The sequence below is a fragment of the Streptomyces sp. NPDC052301 genome (assembly GCF_044593395.1).
Lineage (GTDB): Bacteria > Actinomycetota > Actinomycetes > Streptomycetales > Streptomycetaceae > Streptomyces.
Genome location: NZ_JBIUBE010000007.1, coordinates 447589 through 465798, shown reverse-complemented (window position 1 = coordinate 465798; position 18210 = coordinate 447589). Strand labels below are relative to the sequence as shown.

General features: G+C 71.5%; 20 protein-coding genes. 15 read left to right on the top strand and 5 right to left on the bottom strand.

Going from position 1 to position 18210, the window contains the following annotated elements:
• Positions 1 to 50 precede the first annotated feature (50 nt).
• From ald to ACIHEJ_RS22640, 8 genes are all read left to right on the top strand, one after another.
• Positions 51 to 1166 carry an alanine dehydrogenase gene (ald, locus tag ACIHEJ_RS22675; RefSeq protein WP_400138312.1) on the top strand — a complete coding sequence of 372 codons (1116 nt, stop codon included), beginning with the start codon at positions 51 to 53 and terminating at the stop codon, positions 1164 to 1166.
• Between the two features lie 413 nt (positions 1167 to 1579).
• Positions 1580 to 2713 (top strand): ParA family protein, encoded by a 1134-nt coding sequence (locus tag ACIHEJ_RS22670; RefSeq protein ID WP_400138282.1) that lies wholly within the window; start codon positions 1580 to 1582, stop codon positions 2711 to 2713.
• Entirely contained in the window at positions 2698 to 3252 is a 555-nt protein-coding gene (locus tag ACIHEJ_RS22665; protein WP_400138281.1) for a hypothetical protein, read from the top strand. Before ACIHEJ_RS22670 ends, ACIHEJ_RS22665 begins: the two co-directional genes overlap by 16 nt.
• An 18-nt stretch (positions 3253 to 3270) precedes the next feature.
• Positions 3271 to 4539: a segregation/condensation protein A gene (locus ACIHEJ_RS22660; RefSeq protein ID WP_400138280.1), complete on the top strand. Its 1269-nt coding sequence runs from the start codon at positions 3271 to 3273 to the stop codon at positions 4537 to 4539.
• On the top strand, positions 4536 to 5183 hold the full coding sequence (gene scpB, locus ACIHEJ_RS22655; protein ID WP_400138279.1) for an SMC-Scp complex subunit ScpB: 648 nt from the start codon (positions 4536 to 4538) through the stop codon (positions 5181 to 5183). Before ACIHEJ_RS22660 ends, scpB begins: the two co-directional genes overlap by 4 nt.
• 13 nt (positions 5184 to 5196) lie before the next feature.
• Complete coding sequence (locus tag ACIHEJ_RS22650; RefSeq protein WP_400138278.1) at positions 5197 to 6258, top strand: pseudouridine synthase; 1062 nt, start codon at positions 5197 to 5199, stop codon at positions 6256 to 6258.
• A 55-nt stretch (positions 6259 to 6313) separates the two neighbouring features.
• On the top strand, positions 6314 to 7333 hold the full coding sequence (locus tag ACIHEJ_RS22645) for an ADP-ribosylglycohydrolase family protein (RefSeq protein WP_400138277.1): 1020 nt from the start codon (positions 6314 to 6316) through the stop codon (positions 7331 to 7333).
• A 4-nt stretch (positions 7334 to 7337) separates the two neighbouring features.
• On the top strand, positions 7338 to 8087 hold the full coding sequence (locus tag ACIHEJ_RS22640) for a DNA polymerase beta superfamily protein (protein WP_400138276.1): 750 nt from the start codon (positions 7338 to 7340) through the stop codon (positions 8085 to 8087).
• Here ACIHEJ_RS22640 and ACIHEJ_RS22635 read toward each other — a convergent pair.
• Complete coding sequence (locus ACIHEJ_RS22635; RefSeq protein ID WP_400138275.1) at positions 8013 to 8765, bottom strand: DNA polymerase beta superfamily protein; 753 nt, start codon at positions 8763 to 8765, stop codon at positions 8013 to 8015. The two genes, ACIHEJ_RS22640 and ACIHEJ_RS22635, sit on opposite strands and share 75 nt — an antisense overlap.
• A 22-nt stretch (positions 8766 to 8787) precedes the next feature.
• The gene (locus ACIHEJ_RS22630; RefSeq protein ID WP_400138274.1) at positions 8788 to 9204 is read right to left on the bottom strand and encodes a Rieske (2Fe-2S) protein; all 417 of its coding nucleotides are present in this window, start codon (positions 9202 to 9204) and stop codon (positions 8788 to 8790) included.
• Positions 9205 to 9349: 145 nt separating this feature from the next.
• Between ACIHEJ_RS22630 and aroH the strand changes: the two genes are divergently transcribed.
• The 5 genes from aroH (at position 9350) to der (ending at position 13817) form a co-directional block, all read left to right on the top strand.
• The gene (gene aroH, locus ACIHEJ_RS22625) at positions 9350 to 9712 is read left to right on the top strand and encodes a chorismate mutase (RefSeq protein WP_400138273.1); all 363 of its coding nucleotides are present in this window, start codon (positions 9350 to 9352) and stop codon (positions 9710 to 9712) included.
• Positions 9709 to 10794, top strand: a complete 1086-nt coding sequence (locus ACIHEJ_RS22620) for a prephenate dehydrogenase (RefSeq protein WP_400138272.1) — start codon at positions 9709 to 9711, stop codon at positions 10792 to 10794. The genes aroH and ACIHEJ_RS22620 overlap by 4 nt, the downstream gene beginning before the upstream one ends.
• Before the next feature lie 117 nt (positions 10795 to 10911).
• Complete coding sequence (gene cmk / locus ACIHEJ_RS22615) at positions 10912 to 11607, top strand: (d)CMP kinase (protein WP_400138271.1); 696 nt, start codon at positions 10912 to 10914, stop codon at positions 11605 to 11607.
• On the top strand, positions 11604 to 12272 hold the full coding sequence (locus tag ACIHEJ_RS22610; protein WP_400138270.1) for a lysophospholipid acyltransferase family protein: 669 nt from the start codon (positions 11604 to 11606) through the stop codon (positions 12270 to 12272). Before cmk ends, ACIHEJ_RS22610 begins: the two co-directional genes overlap by 4 nt.
• 63 nt (positions 12273 to 12335) lie before the next feature.
• Positions 12336 to 13817 carry a ribosome biogenesis GTPase Der gene (der, locus tag ACIHEJ_RS22605; protein ID WP_400138269.1) on the top strand — a complete coding sequence of 494 codons (1482 nt, stop codon included), beginning with the start codon at positions 12336 to 12338 and terminating at the stop codon, positions 13815 to 13817.
• Positions 13818 to 13907: 90 nt separating this feature from the next.
• Here the strand turns inward: der and ACIHEJ_RS22600 are convergent, their stop codons facing one another.
• Positions 13908 to 14306, bottom strand: coding sequence for a hypothetical protein (locus ACIHEJ_RS22600; RefSeq protein WP_400138268.1), 399 nt, complete (start codon positions 14304 to 14306; stop codon positions 13908 to 13910).
• Positions 14307 to 14373: 67 nt separating this feature from the next.
• Positions 14374 to 15165: a hypothetical protein gene (locus ACIHEJ_RS22595; RefSeq protein WP_400138267.1), complete on the bottom strand. Its 792-nt coding sequence runs from the start codon at positions 15163 to 15165 to the stop codon at positions 14374 to 14376.
• A 542-nt stretch (positions 15166 to 15707) separates the two neighbouring features.
• Between ACIHEJ_RS22595 and ACIHEJ_RS22590 the strand changes: the two genes are divergently transcribed.
• Positions 15708 to 16391 carry a transglycosylase family protein gene (locus ACIHEJ_RS22590; protein ID WP_400138266.1) on the top strand — a complete coding sequence of 228 codons (684 nt, stop codon included), beginning with the start codon at positions 15708 to 15710 and terminating at the stop codon, positions 16389 to 16391.
• A gap of 442 nt (positions 16392 to 16833) precedes the next feature.
• Positions 16834 to 17049, top strand: a complete 216-nt coding sequence (locus ACIHEJ_RS22585) for an I78 family peptidase inhibitor (protein ID WP_400138265.1) — start codon at positions 16834 to 16836, stop codon at positions 17047 to 17049.
• Between the two features lie 119 nt (positions 17050 to 17168).
• Here the strand turns inward: ACIHEJ_RS22585 and ACIHEJ_RS22580 are convergent, their stop codons facing one another.
• A complete protein-coding gene (locus ACIHEJ_RS22580) occupies positions 17169 to 18197 on the bottom strand; it encodes a phosphatase PAP2 family protein (protein WP_400138264.1) in 1029 nt (342 codons plus the stop codon).
• Positions 18198 to 18210 lie beyond the last annotated feature (13 nt).

The window sequence follows — 18210 nt, the reverse complement described above, 5'->3', positions numbered from 1 at the left end:
TACGTCTGTAATGCACCCCCATACCCTCTGAGCCAAGGACCGTGATCGACGTGAAGGTCGGCATCCCCCGCGAGGTCAAGAACAACGAGTTCCGGGTGGCCATCACCCCCGCCGGTGTGCACGAGCTGGTGCGCAACGGGCACCAGGTCGTCGTCGAGCGGGGCGCCGGCCTCGGTTCCTCGATCACGGACGAGGAGTACGTCTCCGCCGGTGCCGGCATCCTCGACACCGCCGACGAGGTCTGGGCCGCCGCCGACCTGCTGCTGAAGGTCAAGGAGCCCATCGCGGAGGAGTACCACCGCCTCCGCAAGGACCAGATCCTCTTCACCTACCTGCACCTGGCCGCCTCCAAGGAGTGCACCGACGCGCTCATCGAGTCCGGCACCACGGCCATCGCCTACGAGACCGTCGAGCTGCCGAACCGCGCGCTGCCGCTGCTCGCCCCGATGTCCGAGGTCGCGGGCCGCCTGGCCCCGCAGGTCGGCGCCTACCACCTGATGCGCGCGGCCGGCGGCCGTGGCGTGCTCCCCGGCGGCGTCCCGGGCGTCACCCCGGCCAAGTGCGTCGTCATCGGCGGCGGCGTCTCCGGCTGGAACGCCACCCAGGTCGCCGTCGGCATGGGCTTCGAGGTGACCCTGCTCGACCGCGACATCAACAAGCTGCGCGAGGCCGACAAGATCTTCGGTACGAAGGTCAAGGCGATCATGTCCAACTCCTTCGAGCTGGAGAAGGCCGTCCTCGACGCCGACCTCGTCATCGGCGCGGTCCTCATCCCGGGTGCCAAGGCCCCGAAGCTCGTCACCAACGAGCTGGTGGCCCGCATGAAGCCCGGAAGTGTCCTTGTCGACATCGCGATCGACCAGGGCGGCTGCTTCGAGGACTCCCGTCCCACCACGCACGCCGAGCCGACCTTCGAGGTCCACAACTCGGTCTTCTACTGCGTCGCCAACATGCCGGGCGGTGTGCCCAACACCTCCACCAACGCGCTCACCAACGCGACCCTGCCGTACATCGTCTCCCTCGCCAACAACGGCTGGGTCGAGGCGCTGCGCCGGGACAAGGCGCTCGCCAAGGGTCTCAACACCCACGACGGCAAGGTCGTCTACCGCGAGGTCGCCGAGGCCCACGGCCTGGAGCACGTCGAGCTGGAGACCCTGCTCGGCTGACCCTGTGACCTGCTGAGTCGCTAAGTCACCAGGTCCCAAAAGGCGATTCGTCAACACGGCTCGTCAACGACACTCATCCGGCCGGACCTTGCCCGACAAGGTCCGGCCGGATGTGTGTATGGTCACTTTGCGGCTCTCGGTCAACTCGCCTCGAACGTAACCCTTCGACCGATTCGCACACCGGTGAAACCTGCTGTGCGACGGCCGTACGCCCTTGACAGCGAGATGTTTCATTGCCGACACATCCTGCCGGGTCCGGCGGATTGTGTTGCTGCGGACCGCCGACACGCCATAGAGTCGCCAACCGTCGGCATGGTGCGACGCTGACCTTGTCTAGAAGTTTCCTGGTCACCAAGGAGGTAAGACGACTTGTGAATGAGTCGACATTTTCTCCCGGGGGTGGTCAACCAGGAATGCCGGCACGGGACCAGGGGCCCGCGGGATTCGAGGCTGTCGGCTCCGTAGCTGTGCGCACCTTCGCAGCCCACCAGAGTCCGGGTCCGCAGATCGCCCGGCGAGCACACCAGAGCATGGATGGCCATCACGTGAACGCCATGGCCGGCGACGGAAGTGGCGCGCCCCACAACCAGTTCGCCGACTACGACGAACTGCCCGAGGGGCATTTCTACGACCCCGACGCCGAGTACGAGCCCGATCCGGAGTACGCGGCCACGCTCGCGCCCGACGCGGCCCGACAGCGCCGCGAGCGCGTCGGCCCGACCGGACGCCCGCTGCCGTACTTCCCGATCCCGGGCCCGCTGACCGACCACGGCCCCGCGAAGATCATCGCGATGTGCAACCAGAAGGGCGGCGTCGGCAAGACGACGTCGACCATCAACCTGGGTGCCGCGCTCGCGGAGTACGGCCGGCGCGTGCTGCTCGTGGACTTCGACCCGCAGGGCGCGCTGTCGGTGGGTCTCGGCGTCAACCCGATGGAACTCGACCTGACGGTCTACAACCTGCTCATGGAGCGGGGCATGTCCGCCGACGAGGTCCTGCTGAAGACCGCGGTCCCCAACATGGACCTGCTGCCCTCCAACATCGACCTGTCGGCCGCCGAGGTTCAGCTGGTCTCCGAGGTCGCCCGCGAGTCGACCCTCCAGCGGGCGCTGAAGCCGCTGATGTCCGACTACGACTACATCGTGATCGACTGTCAGCCCTCGCTCGGCCTGCTCACCGTCAACGCGCTGACGGCTGCTCACAAGGTGATCGTGCCGCTGGAGTGCGAGTTCTTCGCCCTGCGCGGTGTCGCCCTGCTGACCGAGACCATCGAGAAGGTCCAGGAGCGGCTCAACCCCGAGCTGGAACTGGACGGCATCCTCGCCACGATGTACGACTCGCGCACGGTCCACAGCCGCGAGGTGCTGGCCCGTGTGGTCGAGGCGTTCGACGACCACGTCTACCACACGGTCATCGGCCGCACGGTGCGCTTCCCGGAGACCACGGTCGCCGGTGAGCCGATCACCACCTACGCCTCCAACTCCGTCGGTGCCGCCGCCTACCGCCAGCTCGCCAGGGAGGTGCTCGCCCGGTGTCACGCCGAGTGAGTCTGCCGGGGGCCGACGAACTCTTCCGTACGACAGGGGGAATGGCGCTCCAGCCGTCTACTCCGCGGCGCGGGGCGGGCGGTGAGGCCCGGGTGCCGGCTCCCGCGGGGGAGAGCGACGACGCGGCCGCTGCCGCCGAGGACGTGCCCCCGTCGGTGCCCGTCCAGGGCGGCGACGGGGAAGGCGCGGAGCATGTCGCGGCGGAGGCCGAGCAGGCCGAGGCCGGCGAGTCCCGCACCCGCCCGGCGCGGCGGCAGCAGGCGCAGGAAGGTTCTTCTGCCGCCGCTCAGCCGCGCAAGCGGGGGCGGGCGGCGGCCCGGCGGCCCAGCGGGCGCGAGCGGCACGACGAGAAGATCACCGTGTACGTCTCGGCCGAGGAGCTGATGGACCTCGAGCACGCCCGGCTGGTGCTCCGGGGCGAGCACGGGCTCGCGGTGGACCGCGGGCGGATCGTCCGCGAGGCGGTGGCCGTGGTCCTGGCGGACCTGGAGTCCCGCGGGGACGCGAGCATCCTCGTACGACGGCTCCGGGGGCGGTAGGGGTAGCCTGCGGGGGCTATGACCTCGTCCGACGTTCCCGTTCCCGGCCCCGCTGCCGGGCGTCGGCGTGCGCTGGGGCGAGGACCAGGGGCCCTGCCGGCCGAGCCGGTTGCCCTCCCGGAGCCGGACCTCGAAGAGCGGGTTCCCGAGGCCACAGGTCCTGAGGTCGCGATCCCCGAGGGCCCGGTGCCGGATGTCACGGTCCCCGAGGTCTCGGCCCACGAGGCCACAGTTGCCGAGGCCACAGTCCCTGATGCCGCGGTCCCCCAGGTCACGGCCGCCGAGGTCGGGGTCCCCGAGGTCTCGGCCGCCGAGGTCGGGGTCCCCGAGGTCTCGGCCGTCGAGGTCGGGGTCCCCGAGGGCGCGGCCGCCGAGGTCGCGGCCGCCGAGGTCGGGGTCCCCGAGGTCGCGAGCCCCGGGATCACAGCTCCCGAGCCGGACCCGGTCCCGGCGTCCTCCGCGGACCAGCCCCCTTCCGACGGTGTCTTCAAGGTGCGGCTCTCGAACTTCGAGGGCCCCTTCGACCTGCTCCTGCAGTTGATCTCCCGGCACAAGCTGGACGTCACCGAGGTCGCCCTGTCCAGGGTCACCGACGAGTTCATGGCGCACATCCGGGCCATGGGGCCGGACTGGGACCTGGACCAGACCACCGAGTTCCTCGTCGTGGCCGCCACGCTGCTGGACCTGAAGGCGGCGCGGCTGCTGCCCGCCGCCGAGGTCGAGGACGAGGCCGACCTGGCGCTGCTGGAGGCCCGGGACCTGCTGTTCGCGCGGCTGCTGCAGTACCGCGCGTACAAACAGATCGCCGACATCTTCAACGCGCGCATCGACGACGAGGCCCGGCGCCACCCCCGTACCGTCGGCCTCGAACCCGAGCACGCCGAGCTGCTGCCCGAGGTCGTCATCAGCATCGGCCCCGAGGGCTTCGCCGAGCTCGCGGTCAAGGCGATGCAGCCCAGGCCCAAGCCGCAGGTGTACGTCGAGCACATCCACGCCCCGCTGGTCAGCGTGCAGGAGCAGGCCGGGATCGTGGTGGCGCGGCTGAAGGAGCTGGGCGAGGCGAGCTTCCGGGCGCTGGTCGAGGACACCGACGACACCCTGACCGTCGTGGCCCGGTTCCTCGCCCTGCTGGAGCTGTACCGCGAGAAGGCCGTCGCCCTGGAGCAGGAGACCGCGCTCGGCGACCTGCTGGTGCGCTGGACGGGCGGGGACGGGGACGCGGCGCCCGTGGTCACCGACGAGTTCGACCGGCCGCCCGAGAAGCCCGAGGAGGACAAGAAGCCGTGAGCGAGACCACCGAGGACCCGGCAGGGCTGGGTGCCGTTGCCGATCTGGACCTCAAGCCCGCCCTGGAAGCGGTCCTCATGGTCGTGGACGAGCCCGCGACCGAGGAACACCTGGCGAAGCTCCTCGAGCGCCCGAAGCGGCGGATCGCGGACGCGCTGCGTGAGCTGGCCGACGAATACACCGTGCAGGGCCGCGGCTTCGAGCTGCGGTTCGTCGCCGGCGGCTGGCGTTTCTACACGCGTGCCGCGTACGCGCCCGCCGTCGAGCGGCTGGTGCTGGACGGCCAGACCGCCCGGCTCACCCAGGCCGCGCTGGAGACCCTCGCCGTGGTCGCCTACCGCCAGCCGGTCAGCCGCAGCAGGGTCTCCGCCGTGCGCGGAGTCAACTGCGACGGCGTGATGCGTACCCTCCTGCAACGCGGTCTGGTCGAGGAGGCGGGCACGGAACCCGAAACAGGTGCGATCCTGTACAGGACGACGAACTACTTCCTGGAGCGGATGGGCCTGCGTGGCCTGGACGAACTTCCGGAGCTCGCGCCCTTCCTCCCGGAGGCGGAGGCGATCGAGGCCGAGACCCAGGAGGGGGTCCCGTCGTTCGACCCGGACGCGCCCGACGCGCCCGGCGGTCAGGACGCAGACGACTAAGACGGAAACCTTGATGCGAAGCAGCGGCAGCGGCAAGAGCGGCGGGCGCGGTAACTACCGCGGTGCCGGCAACGACAGGGACAACAAGCAGGGGCAGGGCCGGCCCCGCAAGCCCCGCCCCGAGGAGCGCCGCTACGACGTGGGACCCGGGGCCACCAAGGACGGTCCCAAGGCCGGGCGCGGCGGTGCGGCCCGCGGCGGTGCCAAGGGCGGCCCGAAGCGGCCCCAGCAGGGCGGCCGTACGGCCCCGGCGCGCTCGCGGGAGTACGAGACCCGCGTGGAGGAGCGCAACCGGGAGCGGTACGCGGGCAAGAAGGACGTCAAGCCGCCCAAGACCTTCCCGGGCGCCGAGCAGGAGGGCGAGCGGCTGCAGAAGGTGCTCGCGCGCGCGGGCTACGGCTCCCGGAGGGCCTGCGAGGAGCTGATCGAGCAGGCCAGGGTCGAGGTCAACGGTGAGATCGTCCTCGAGCAGGGCAAGCGGGTCGACCCGGAGAAGGACGAGGTCAAGGTCGACGGCCTGACGGTCGCCACGCAGTCGTACCAGTTCTTCTCGCTGAACAAGCCCGCCGGTGTCGTCTCGACGATGGAGGACCCGGAGGGGCGCCAGTGCCTCGGCGACTACGTCACCAACCGTGAGACGCGGCTCTTCCACGTCGGCCGGCTGGACACCGAGACCGAGGGTGTCATCCTGCTCACCAACCACGGCGAGCTGGCGCACCGCCTCACCCACCCCAAGTACGGCGTGAAGAAGACCTACCTCGCGCACATCGTCGGTCCGATCCCGCGTGACCTGGGCAAGCGCCTGAAGGACGGCATCCAGCTGGAGGACGGCTACGCGCGCGCGGACCACTTCCGGGTCGTGGAGCAGACCGGCAAGAACTACCTGGTCGAGGTGACGCTGCACGAGGGCCGCAAGCACATCGTGCGCCGCATGCTCGCCGAGGCCGGCTTCCCGGTCGACAAGCTGGTGCGCACCGCCTTCGGCCCGATCACCCTGGGCGACCAGAAGTCCGGCTGGCTGCGCCGCCTGTCCAACACCGAGGTCGGCATGCTGATGCAGGAAGTCGACCTCTAGAAGTCCCTTGCGGGCGGCCACCATCCCCTTTACTGTCAGTGTGACGATAAAGGGGATGGTGAATCGCGTGTCCAAACGAGCCGCAACCGGAGCACTTCTCGGCCTCGCCCTCGGTGACGCCCTCGGCTTCCCGACCGAGTTCAACGACGTGCCCCAGATCCTCGCCAAGTGCGGCCCTTGGCGGGAGATGGAGCTGCCCCGGCGCGCCTTCGTCTCCGACGACACCCAGATGACCCTCGCCCTCGGCCGCGCGCTGCGGACGGCCATGGAGCGCGGCTCCCTCGCGCCGAAGCGGCTGGAGCGGCCGCTGCGCGAGGAGTTCGTGGACTGGTACCACTCGCCGGAGAACAACCGGGCACCGGGCAACACCTGCCTCACCGCGTGCAGCCTCCTCAAGGAGGACGGCCGGGCCTGGCAGGACGCCAGCCAGATCGGCTCCAAGGGCTGCGGCGCCAACATGCGGGTCGCCCCGATCGGGCTCGTCCCCGGACTGAGCGACGAACAGCGCTCCGGCGCCGCCCAGTTGCAGTCCGCGCTCACCCACGGCCACCCCACCGCGCTGGCCGCCTCCGACCTCACCGCCCACGCCGTCCACCTGCTCGCGCAGGGCGTCGACCCCACGGGCCTGGTCGGCCGGCTGCGCTCCTACGCGCTCGACCACCGCACCCGGTACGACCACACCTGGCTCGGCGACCTGTGGACGCGCTCCCAGGACCCCGGCCCCGAGCACTTCGTCGCGCGCGGCTGGGACGAGTGCCTGGCGATCCTCGACCGCCTCCAGGAGACCGTGCGGACCGTCTCCCCGGAGACCGACCCGTGTCTGGCCACCGGGGAGGGCTGGATCGCCGAGGAGGCCCTCGCCACCGGGCTGCTGTGCTTCCTGCTCTTCCCCGACGAGCCCGTCACCGCGCTGCGCCGGGCCGCCTGCACCGCCGGGGACTCCGACTCCATCGCGTGCCTCACCGGCGCCTTCGCCGGCGCCTGGCTCGGCGCGGACGCCTGGCCCGCCGACTGGGCCGAGCGGATCGAGTACCGGGGGGATCTTCTGGCCCTGGGAGCGCTCTGGGACGCTTAGGCCCATGATCGACGACCTCGACATCGACCTGGGGCCCGTGGTCGCGGAACAGCCCGACCCGCTGCTGTTCGCGACCGTCTCCGGAGCCCACCTGTACGGCTTCCCCTCGCAGGACTCGGACGTGGACCTGCGGGGCGTCCATCTGCTCCCCGCGTCCGACCTCGTCGGGCTGCGCGAGCCGGACGAGACCCGCTCCCGCGCCTGGGTGCGCTACGGCGTAGAGCTGGACCTCGTCACCCACGACCTGCGCAAGTTCGTACGGCTGATGCTCCGCCGCAACGGCTATGTGCTGGAGCAGCTGCTCTCGCCCCTGGTCGTGCACACCGGCGAGACACACCGGGAACTGGCCGCACTGGCCCCCGGCGTCCTCACCAGCCACCACGCCCACCACTACCGCGGCTTCGCGGTGACCCAGTGGCGACTGTTCGAGAAGACCGGCGAACTCAAACCGCTGCTCTACACGTTCCGGGTGCTGCTCACCGGTATCCACCTCATGCGCAGCGGCGAGGTCCAGGCCCATCTGCCGACGCTGCTGGAGCAGCTGGACGCCCCCGGCTACCTGCCCGAGCTGATAGCCGCGAAGGGGAAACGGGAGCACGGCACGGCCGATGTCGAGCACGCGCGCGTGGAGGCCGACGTGGAGCGGCTGCACGCGGTGCTCGACGAGGCGCAGGCCGCCTCATCCCTGCCCGACGCGCCCACCGCGTACGACGCCCTGCACGACTTCGTGGTACGGGTCCGGCTGAAGGGCTGACGCCCGGCGCACCCGGAACAGGAAGTCGGCCACGCGCGCGTGGTCCGGCTCCGGCGGCAGCGGGGTGCGGTGCAGGGCCTCCTCCGCCTGCGCCGCCAGCCGGACCATCCGTGCCTCGACCTCCGCCCAGGGGACCTCGCCCCGCTTCACCGCCAGCAGGGCCGCCCGCTCCTCGCCGACCTCGATCCGCAGCTCACCGGTGCGCAGCAGGTCCCGGGCGCTGATCAGCAGGCGCAGCAGATGCATGGCGTGCTTCCAGCGTGGGGCGCCCGTCGTACGGACGTCGGCGTCCAGCTTGCGGCGCTGGCCGAGGGCGTAGCGGCTGAAGGAGCCGTAGACCTGGCGGGAGAGGAAGGCGCCGCGCAGCGACAGCAGCTCCCGGCCGGTGTCGTCCACGCGCTCGACCAGCGGCGAGTGCAGGCACTCCAGGATGTTCGGGTTGCCCCGCAGCGCCAGCTCGCAGAACCGCTCCAGCTCCCACGAGAACTGCTCCTCGCCGGGTCCCTCCACATGGGTCGGCGGCTTCTGGAACCGCCAGAACAGGGCGGTGGGGGCGAGGAACACGCCCCGCCGGTCGGTGTCGCTCGCCCCCGTCGCGAGGCCGAACGCCCGGGAGCCCATGACACAGGCGTAGACGGTGTGGTCGCGTACGAGGTCCTCGGCGTGCTCGGGCAGCATGCCGGGAGGGTACGCGGGCCCCTCACGTGAGGTGGATCGAATTTCCCTCCACCTTGATCGACTTCTTGGGGAGCGGCCTGGTGGCGGGGCCGCGGGCCACCGTGCCGTCGGCGATGTGGAATCTGCTGCCGTGACACGGGCAGTCGATCGTGCCGTCCGCGACCTTGGCCAGTGTGCAGCCCTCGTGCGTGCAGATCGCCGAGAAGGCCTTGAAGTCGCCCTTCTGCGGCTGGGTGACGACGACCTTCTGCTTCTTGAAGATCTCACCGCCGCCCTCCGGGATGTCACTGGTCCGGGCCAGCTCGCCTCCGCCTGCGGTCTGGCTCTGGGTCCGGCTACCGGGCTTGCTCTGTGTCTTGCCGCCGCAGCCCACCACGGGGACGGTCAGCGCCACCGCTCCTGTCACCAGCACCGTGCGCCGCCTCGCGCTCTTGGACATGCCACCACTCCCATAGGTGTTGAAAAACGTGATCAACGGGTGATTCGCATCGTCTCAGTGATCGGGCGGCGCACGCCCGGCCCGGGCGCGCTGACTACGCTGGACGGACCAGCAACACACACGCATGTCAGCGAGGAGCAGCGCCGTGGCGGTACGAGCGGTCCGGGGGGCCGTCCAACTCGAGCGGGACGAGGCCGGTCACATGGACGAGCAGGTCGGGGCGCTGCTCACCGCCGTCCTGGAGCGGAACGGGCTGACCCCCGACGACCTGATCAGCATCTGGTTCACGGCCACCCCCGACCTGCACAGCGACTTCCCGGCCGCCGCCGCCCGCAAGCTCGGCATCGTCGACGTCCCCCTGATCTGCGCCCAGGAACTCGACATCGAGGGCGCCATGCCCCGGGTCGTCCGGATCCTCGCGCACATCGAGTCGGACCGGCCCCGCGCCGACATCGCCCATGTCTACCTCGGTGCCGCCGCCGCCCTGCGCAAGGACATCGCCCAGTGAGAACCGCACTCGTCATCGGCACCGGCCTCATCGGCACCTCCGCCGCCCTGGCGCTCGTCCAGCGCGGCGTCGCCGTCCACCTGACCGACCACGACCCCGAGCAGGCCCGCACGGCCGCCGCGCTCGGCGCCGGCACCGACCAGGCCCCCGAGGGCCCCGTCGACCTGGCGCTCGTCGCCGCCCCGCCCGCGCACGTGGCCGGTGTCCTCGCCGACGCCATGCGCCGGGGAGTGGCCCGCGGCTACGTGGACGTGGCCAGCGTCAAGGGCGGCCCGCGCCGCGAGCTGGAGGCGCTCGGCCTCGACCTGTCCGCCTACATCGGCACCCACCCCATGTCGGGCCGGGAGAAGTCCGGCCCGCTGGCCGCGACCGCCGACCTCTTCGAGGGCCGCCCCTGGGTGCTCACCCCGACCCGGGACACCGACACCGAGGTGCTGAACCTGGCCCTGGAGCTGGTCTCGCACTGCAGGGCCGTACCGGTGGTCATGGACGCCGACGCGCACGACCGCGCCGTGGCCCTGGTCTCCCACATGCCGCACCTGGTGTCCAGCATGGTCGCCGCGCGCCTGGAGCACGCCGAGGAGGCTGCCGTACGGCTGTGCGGGCAGGGCATCCGGGACGTGACCCGGATCGCCGCCTCCGACCCCGGGATGTGGATCGACATCCTGTCGGCCAACCCCGGCCCGGTCGCCGACCTGCTCGCGGACGTCTCCGCCGACCTCGACGAGACCGTGCGGGCCCTGCGCGCCCTGCAGTCCTCCGACGACGACAAGCGGCGCGAGGGCACCATCGGCATCGAGGACGTGCTGCGCCGCGGCAACGCGGGCCAGGTGCGGGTACCCGGCAAGCACGGCAGCGCCCCGCGCCTGTACGAGACCGTCGTCGTGCTCATCGACGACCAGCCCGGCCAGCTGGCCCGCATCTTCGCGGACGCGGGACGGGCCGGGGTCAACATCGAGGACGTACGCATCGAGCACGCCACGGGCCGGCAGGCCGGTCTGGTCCAGCTCTCCGTCGAGCCCCAGGCGGCGGCCGTCCTGAAGGAGGCGCTGCGCGAGCGAGGATGGGCGCTGCGACAGTAGGGTCCGGGCGCCGGGCCCCTGTGTGCGTCCGGACGAGTGACGCGCGCCCGGTAACCTTGTGCAGGGCGCTCTCGCTCCCCGCACCCCGCCCGCACCGCACCAGGAAGGTGTCCCTCCGTGGAAAACGGCGCCGCCCCGACCGCCAAGCCCGTGATCGTCGCGATCGACGGCCCCTCCGGCACTGGCAAGTCGAGCACGTCCAAGGCCGTGGCCGCGAAGCTCGGCCTGAGCTACCTGGACACCGGCGCCCAGTACCGGGCGATCACCTGGTGGATGGTGAGCAACGGCATCGACCTGGAGGACCCGACCGCGATCGCGGCCGTCGCCGGCAAGCCGGAGATCGTCTCCGGCACCGACCCGGACAAGCCGACCATCACGGTCGACGGCGTGGACGTGGCCGGTCCGATCCGCACCCAGGAGGTCACCTCCAAGGTCAGCGCGGTCAGCGCGGTGCCCGAGGTGCGCATCCGGATCACCGAGCTGCAGCGCTCCCTGGCCGCCGGCGCCGAGCAGGGCATCGTGGTGGAGGGCCGGGACATCGGTACGACCGTCCTGCCCGACGCCGACCTGAAGATCTTCCTCACCGCCTCCCCGGAGGCCCGTGCGGCCCGCCGCAGCGGCGAGCTGAAGGGCGCCGACGTGCACGCCACCCGCGAGGCCCTGATCAAGCGGGACGCGGCCGACTCCAGCCGCAAGACCTCCCCGCTCGCCAAGGCAGGCGACGCGGTCGAGGTGGACACCACCGAGCTCACCCTCGCCCAGGTCATCGAGTGCGTCGTCACCCTGGTCGAGGAGAAGCGGGCCGGCCGGTGACCCAGCCGCCGGTTCCGTCGGAGCGGGGCGCCGAGGTCGGGCGGCGCATCGGCGTCGGTCTGATGTACGGGCTGTGGAAGCCGCGCGTGCTCGGTGCCTGGAAGGTGCCGGCCACCGGCCCGGTGATCTTCGCCGTCAACCACTCCCACAACATCGACGGCCCGATGGTCATGGGCGTGGCGCCTCGGCCGACGCACTTCCTGATCAAGAAGGAGGCCTTCGTCGGCCCCCTGGACCCCTTCCTGACCGGCATCGGCCAGCTGAAGGTGGACCGCTCCTCCGCCGACCGCACCGCCATCACCCGGGCGCTCGGCGTGCTGGAGAGCGGCGGAGTGCTGGGCATCTTCCCGGAGGGCACCCGGGGCGAGGGCGACTTCGCCTCGCTGCGCGCCGGGCTCGCCTACTTCGCGGTCCGCAGCGGGGCGCCGATCGTGCCCATCGCGGTCCTGGGAAGCTCCGACAAGGGCGGGCGGTTGATAAAGGGGCTGCCTCCGCTGCGCTCCCGGGTCGACGTCGTCTTCGGCGACCCGTTCGACGCGGGCGACGGCAGCGGGCGGCGCACGCGCAAGGCGCTGGACGAGGCGACCGAGCGCATCCAGAAGCAGCTCACCCGCCACCTGGAAAACGCCAGGCGCCTGACCGGGCACCAAGCGACACTTGAGTAGTGGATCAGCCCCTTACGGGCCGCTCCACCGATCACCACGAATGAACGACGAGGTACGGACTTCATGAACGACCAGAACCAGCCCGGCGACTCGGCTGAGCACGAGTACGACCACGGGGCTCTCGGCGACGCCGAGTACGCGGAGTTCATGGAGCTCGCGGCGGAAGAGGGCTTCGACCTCGAGGACGTCGAGGGCGCCATCGAGGCGGCCGGACACGGGCCGCTGCCGGTCCTCGCTGTCGTCGGCCGGCCGAATGTCGGCAAGTCGACGCTCGTCAACCGGATCATCGGCCGCCGCGAGGCGGTCGTCGAGGACAAGCCCGGCGTCACCCGCGACCGCGTCACGTACGAGGCCGAGTGGGCCGGCCGCCGCTTCAAGGTCGTCGACACCGGCGGCTGGGAGCAGGACGTCCTCGGTATCGACGCCTCCGTGGCGGCCCAGGCCGAGTACGCGATCGAGGCGGCCGACGCGGTCGTCTTCGTCGTGGACGCCAAGGTCGGCGCGACCGACACCGACGAGGCGGTCGTCCGGCTGCTGCGCAAGGCGGGCAAGCCGGTCGTGCTGTGCGCCAACAAGGTCGACGGCCCGAGCGGCGAGGCCGACGCGGCCTACCTGTGGAACCTGGGCCTCGGCGAGCCCCACCCGGTCTCCGCGCTGCACGGCCGGGGCACCGGCGACATGCTGGACGCGGTCCTGGAGGCGCTCCCCGAGGCGCCCGAGCAGTCCTTCGGCACCGCCGTCGGCGGCCCCCGCCGTATCGCGCTCATCGGCCGCCCGAACGTCGGCAAGTCCTCGCTGCTGAACAAGGTGGCCGGCGAGGAGCGCGTCGTCGTCAACGAGCTGGCGGGCACCACCCGCGACCCCGTCGACGAGCTGATCGAACTGGGCGGCGTGACCTGGAAGTTCGTCGACACGGCGGGCATCCGCAAGCGCGTCCACCTCCAGCAGGGCGCCGACTACTACGCCTCCCTGCGCACGGCGGCGGCCGTGGAGAAGGCCGAGGTCGCGGTCATCCTGATCGACGCCTCCGAGAACATCTCCGTGCAGGACCAGCGGATCATCACGATGGCCGTCGAGGCGGGCCGCGCGATCGTCGTCGCCTACAACAAGTGGGACACCCTCGACGAGGAGCGCCGCTACTACCTGGAGCGGGAGATCGAGACCGAGCTGGGCCAGGTCGCCTGGGCCCCGCGTGTCAACGTCTCGGCGCGCACCGGCCGCCACATGGAGAAGCTGGTTCCGGCGATCGAGACCGCCCTCGCCGGCTGGGAGACCCGCGTGCCCACCGGCCGGCTGAACGCCTTCCTCGGTGAGCTGGTCTCGGCCCACCCGCACCCGGTCCGGGGCGGCAAGCAGCCGCGCATCCTGTTCGGCACCCAGGCCGGCACCAAGCCGCCGCGGTTCGTCCTCTTCGCCTCCGGCTTCATCGAGGCGGGCTACCGGCGCTTCATCGAGCGGCGGCTGCGCGAGGAGTTCGGCTTCGAGGGCACCCCGATCCACATCTCGGTGCGGGTGCGCGAGAAGCGCGGCGCGAAGAAGAAGTAGGCCGGGAAGAACCAGGCCGGGAACAAGCAAGGCTCCACCACGACGTGAAGGGCGGCCCCTGGAGGACCAGGGGCCGCCCTTCACGGTCCGTCACACACCCCGGCGCGGCCCCGGAGGCAGCGCCGCCAGGACGGGGTGCATCCCGGTGTCCTGGTGGTGCCGCCCGAGCATGCCGACCCGCTGCCACTGCGACTGCTGGCGCGCGCTGTAGGCCCCGGCGCTGTAGGCGCTGTAGGAGCTGCTGAACGAGCCCGAGCGGTGGCCTCCGTAGGTGCCCGTGCCGTCCGGGTGGCTCCCGAAGGCGCTGAACTGCAACTCCTCCTCACCGCTGCGGTCGCCCGGCAGCGCGCGGAAGGCCTTGACCCACTCCGCGTAGAGCGAGTCGTAGATCGGCGTGGCCGATGGTCCGCCGACGCCGTCGTGCGCCGTCCGCGCGGACGGAACGGAGGCGAAGGAGGACCGGCGAGGAGGAGTGTCGTATGCGTGCACGTATGTCCAAACGACCGGAACCTCAAAGAGATGCGGTCGCCGCGTCAGGGGCGCGGGCGGGCGACGCTCACGTACCGGCGAGAGGCAGCGCCGCCGCCACCAGCTTCCCGTTCGCCGCAGCCTTGTCCAGCGCGTCCCGGAGCAGGTCCTCCCGAGGCTGCCGGCCGATGGACCCCACCGGCGCCGCGAACATCAGCACCTGCTGGTGCTTGTTCGCCGCGGCCCGCCAGCTGTCCGTCACCTGCAGCGGCTGGTGCGCCTGCCACCAGGCGACCGGCTGTCCGCCCGCGGACGGCTGGAGCACGGCGTGCAGCTGACCGACGGCGAGCAGCACCGACCAGCCGTGCAGCACCGGAGGGACGGACGCCAGCTCGATCACCGGCATGAAGCCCTGCTCGATGAGCAGCGGCAGGAAGTCGTCGCCGGTCCCCAGACTGCCCGGGCGGACGACCGGCGAGGTCGGCTCGACGACGAGCGCGGGGTGCAACTCGCCCTCGATCAGGACGAGTCCGCTGGTCACACCGAGCACCGCCTGCTCGGGCACCGTCTGCTGGGGCTGCCCGGCGGCGGCCATGTCACCGCCGGTGCCGCCGATGGAGCGGACGGCGCCCTGGAGCTGCTCCTCGGTCACCTGGACGACCTGCGAGGGCAGGCAGCTGGCGTGGGCGAAGGCGAGGACGGCGGTCTCGTCGCCGACGAACAGAACGGTGCTGGTGCGCTCCTGCTCGGAGTCGCCCGGGGTGCGACAGGACGTGCAGTCGTAACTGCCCAGGGCGTTCTCTCCGGCGAGCAGCCGGTCGGCTTCTTCGTCGCCGATCTCGGCGCGTACGGCGTCGCTGACGTCGAGCATGCGCGGCACGGGTGGCTCCCTCGGGATGCGGTGCTGGGTCGGCCGGGTGGCTCCCGGTCGCTGAGCCCCGGGGGTTCCGGGCTCATGAAGAAGACAACGGGCGTCCTGTGGTGGGAGTCACGCCCCGAGAGGGACCGGTTCGAACCAACCACCGCATCTGGTCACCATCGGTGCGGAATTGACCACTCCCGGTCAACTCGGCGTCAGGTCAAGGAACTTGCGGGGGTGAGGTGGGTCACAGATCGCTTCGGCGTATGGTCGAGAAATCGGTATATCGGCGCATAAAGTGTGTGACCGAAAATCGCCGATACCCACGGTAACGCCCAACTGGCCTCGGACGACGGGCAGTTGGTTGATTCCGGGCGCTCGACCTTCCTACAGTCCTCCGCCGTGTGCAGCGAGCACCGCTCGGGTACGTCCGCCGGCCGGCACCGAACAGAGCACGAACACGGTGCCGGCGGCGGCGGACGGGGCGGGCGCGACGAACCACGGTCCTGCGTGGGGAGACGTGTCCCGTCCGGGGGAGCCCGGGTACGTGGAGAGGGAATTACATGTCCGAGTGTGCCGATACCACCCGCAACGCCACCCGTCCCGACAGCGCCCGCAAGGGCCGTACGACGGCCGCTCTCGCCGGAGCCGCCCTGCTGGCCCCGCTGGGACTGCTGGCCGCCACCGGCAACGCCGCCGCGGCGGACAACGGAGTGTGGGACCGCATCGCCCAGTGCGAGAGCGGCGGCAACTGGCACATCAACACCGGCAACGGCTACTACGGCGGGCTCCAGTTCTCCGCCGGCACCTGGCGCGCGTACGGCGGCTCCGCCTACGCCCCGACCGCCGACCAGGCCTCCAGGAGCGCCCAGATCGCCGTCGCCACCAAGGTCCAGAGCGCCCAGGGCTGGGGCGCCTGGCCGGTCTGCTCGGCCCGCGCCGGAGCCTCCGGCGCCGCCCCGGCGGCCGCTTCCACCGGGAACACCGGTTCCACCGGCTCCTCTCGTGCGACCACGGACAAGGGCAGCGCGACGACGAAGTCCGCCCCGGCGAAGGCGCCGGAACGCTCCGCGGCGCACACCGGCCGCAGCTCCGCCCGCGGCGACTACACCGTCCGCGAGGGCGACACCCTGAGCCTCGTCGCCGCCCGGCACGGGACCACCTGGCAGCGCCTCTACGCCGCCAACAAGGCGGTCATCGGCGGCGACCCGAACCTGATCGTGCCCGGCCAGCGCCTGACGCTCTGACCGCCGGTCACCTCTGCCCCGGACAGCCGCCGTCCCGCCCGGGACGGCGGCTGTCCGCCGTCCGGTACGCAGCGGCAGGAGGCATACGGCGGTTGTGTGCTCGAGCCGTGAAATTCCTATGCGGCGTCAGCTGCCGCGACGTGCCACCGCATTGCGCGGGGAATCACGCGCCGAACCCCGCCTCGACGCCTCTTCCGGCGCTTTCCGTCGGGTAATTGCAAGCGGCCCGTCGGCACGCGTGAATTTCGTTCGATTACCCCGGTAAGCCGTACGGGAACCCCCGTACGTGTGACGCCCGCCGGGCCCCGGTGGATGTCACGGCGACCGAATCGAGGGGCCGGGAACCTGTGACGGAAGTGTGACCGGACTCGGATACGGCTCTTACCGTGGTCCGGCAGGTTCCGGCTTCCGTCGGCCCCCGATGCGGCCTAGCGTGGGCCGCATGGCACCGATTCCCACTCCGTCAGCGGAGCCCCAGGACAGTCCGGACGGTTACGTCGGTCTCGACGCCGCCGACGCCGAGCGGCTCGCTCGGCAGCGGGGGTGGCCGACGGTACGGTCGCTGCCGCCGGGCGCGATCATCACCATGGAGTACCGCACGGGCCGGCTGAACTTCGAGGTGCGGGACGGCCGGGTGGCCCGCGCCTGGAAGGGCTGAACAGCTCGTCGTTCCTGCACGGGTACGGCGAAGGCCCTGTCTCCCCCGAGGGGGAGACAGGGCCTTCGCCGTGGTGCGGGGGTGGTGTGCGTACCGGGGCCCCGCTGCCCTCCCTGCCGTCAGCCGCCTGTCAGGGGGCGGGCCGGCTGGGACGTACCGCGCGGGAGCCGGTCGGCGTGCGGCGGGCGGCGGCTGCCCACCGGGGTGACCGGGCTGCGTTCGGAACGGGCCGTGTGCGGTCCGGGTGCCAGATGGATCGGGCCCCGCGACGCCCGCGTCGAGGCGACCGGCTCGCGCGCCGCGGCCGGTTCCTCGGCCGGGGAACCGAACGGCTTGAGCAGGACCACCGGGGCGACCGGGACGACGGGCTCGGGGACCGGCCGACCACGGCGGGCGCGCCAGCGGTCGCGCAGGTCGAAGAGTCCCGCCTCCGCCTTGGCGATCAGCGGCTCGAACCAGGGCAGGGCGAGCAGGATCAGCAGGCCCGCGGCCCAGCCCAGCAACACGTCGCTCAGCCAGTGCGTACCGAGGTAGACGGTGGTGAGACCGACGCCCAGGGACGTGATCGCGGACAGCGCCGAAAGCCAGCGGCGCGCTCTCGGGGTGGAGGCCAGATACGCCAGGATGCCCCAGGTCACCACCGCGTTGGCGGTGTGGCCGCTGGGAAATATATCGCCGCCCAGGCCCATCTCGTTCGAGCCGATCACGGTCGCGTAGTGCGGACCGAGCCGCCCCATGCCGAGCTTGGCGGCGCCGACCGTGATGTTCAGCAGCAGCAGCGAGGTGGCCAGGGTGAGCAGCGGTCGGAGGGTGTGCTGCCGCCAGGAGCGCCAGCCCAGCCAGGCCGCCACCATCACGGCGGTGGGGCCGCGCTGGCCGAGGACCACGTAGTAGTCGAGGAAGGCGTGGATCTGCGGCCACTGCTGGTACGGCCGGAAGAACATGACCTGCCAGTCGAGCCGGACCAGCCATGAGCTGATCACGACGGCCCACACGATCGCGAGGTAGAAAGCCAGGGTCGCGGTGAACAGGACGACCCGGTGCCGGCTCATCCTCGGCACATCGATGTGGGCCGGTCGTTCCGGCTCACGGTCCAGTCTGGCGAACACCCGGTCCAGACGCCGGGTGACGTTTCGTTCGGTACGCACCCAATCGACGTTA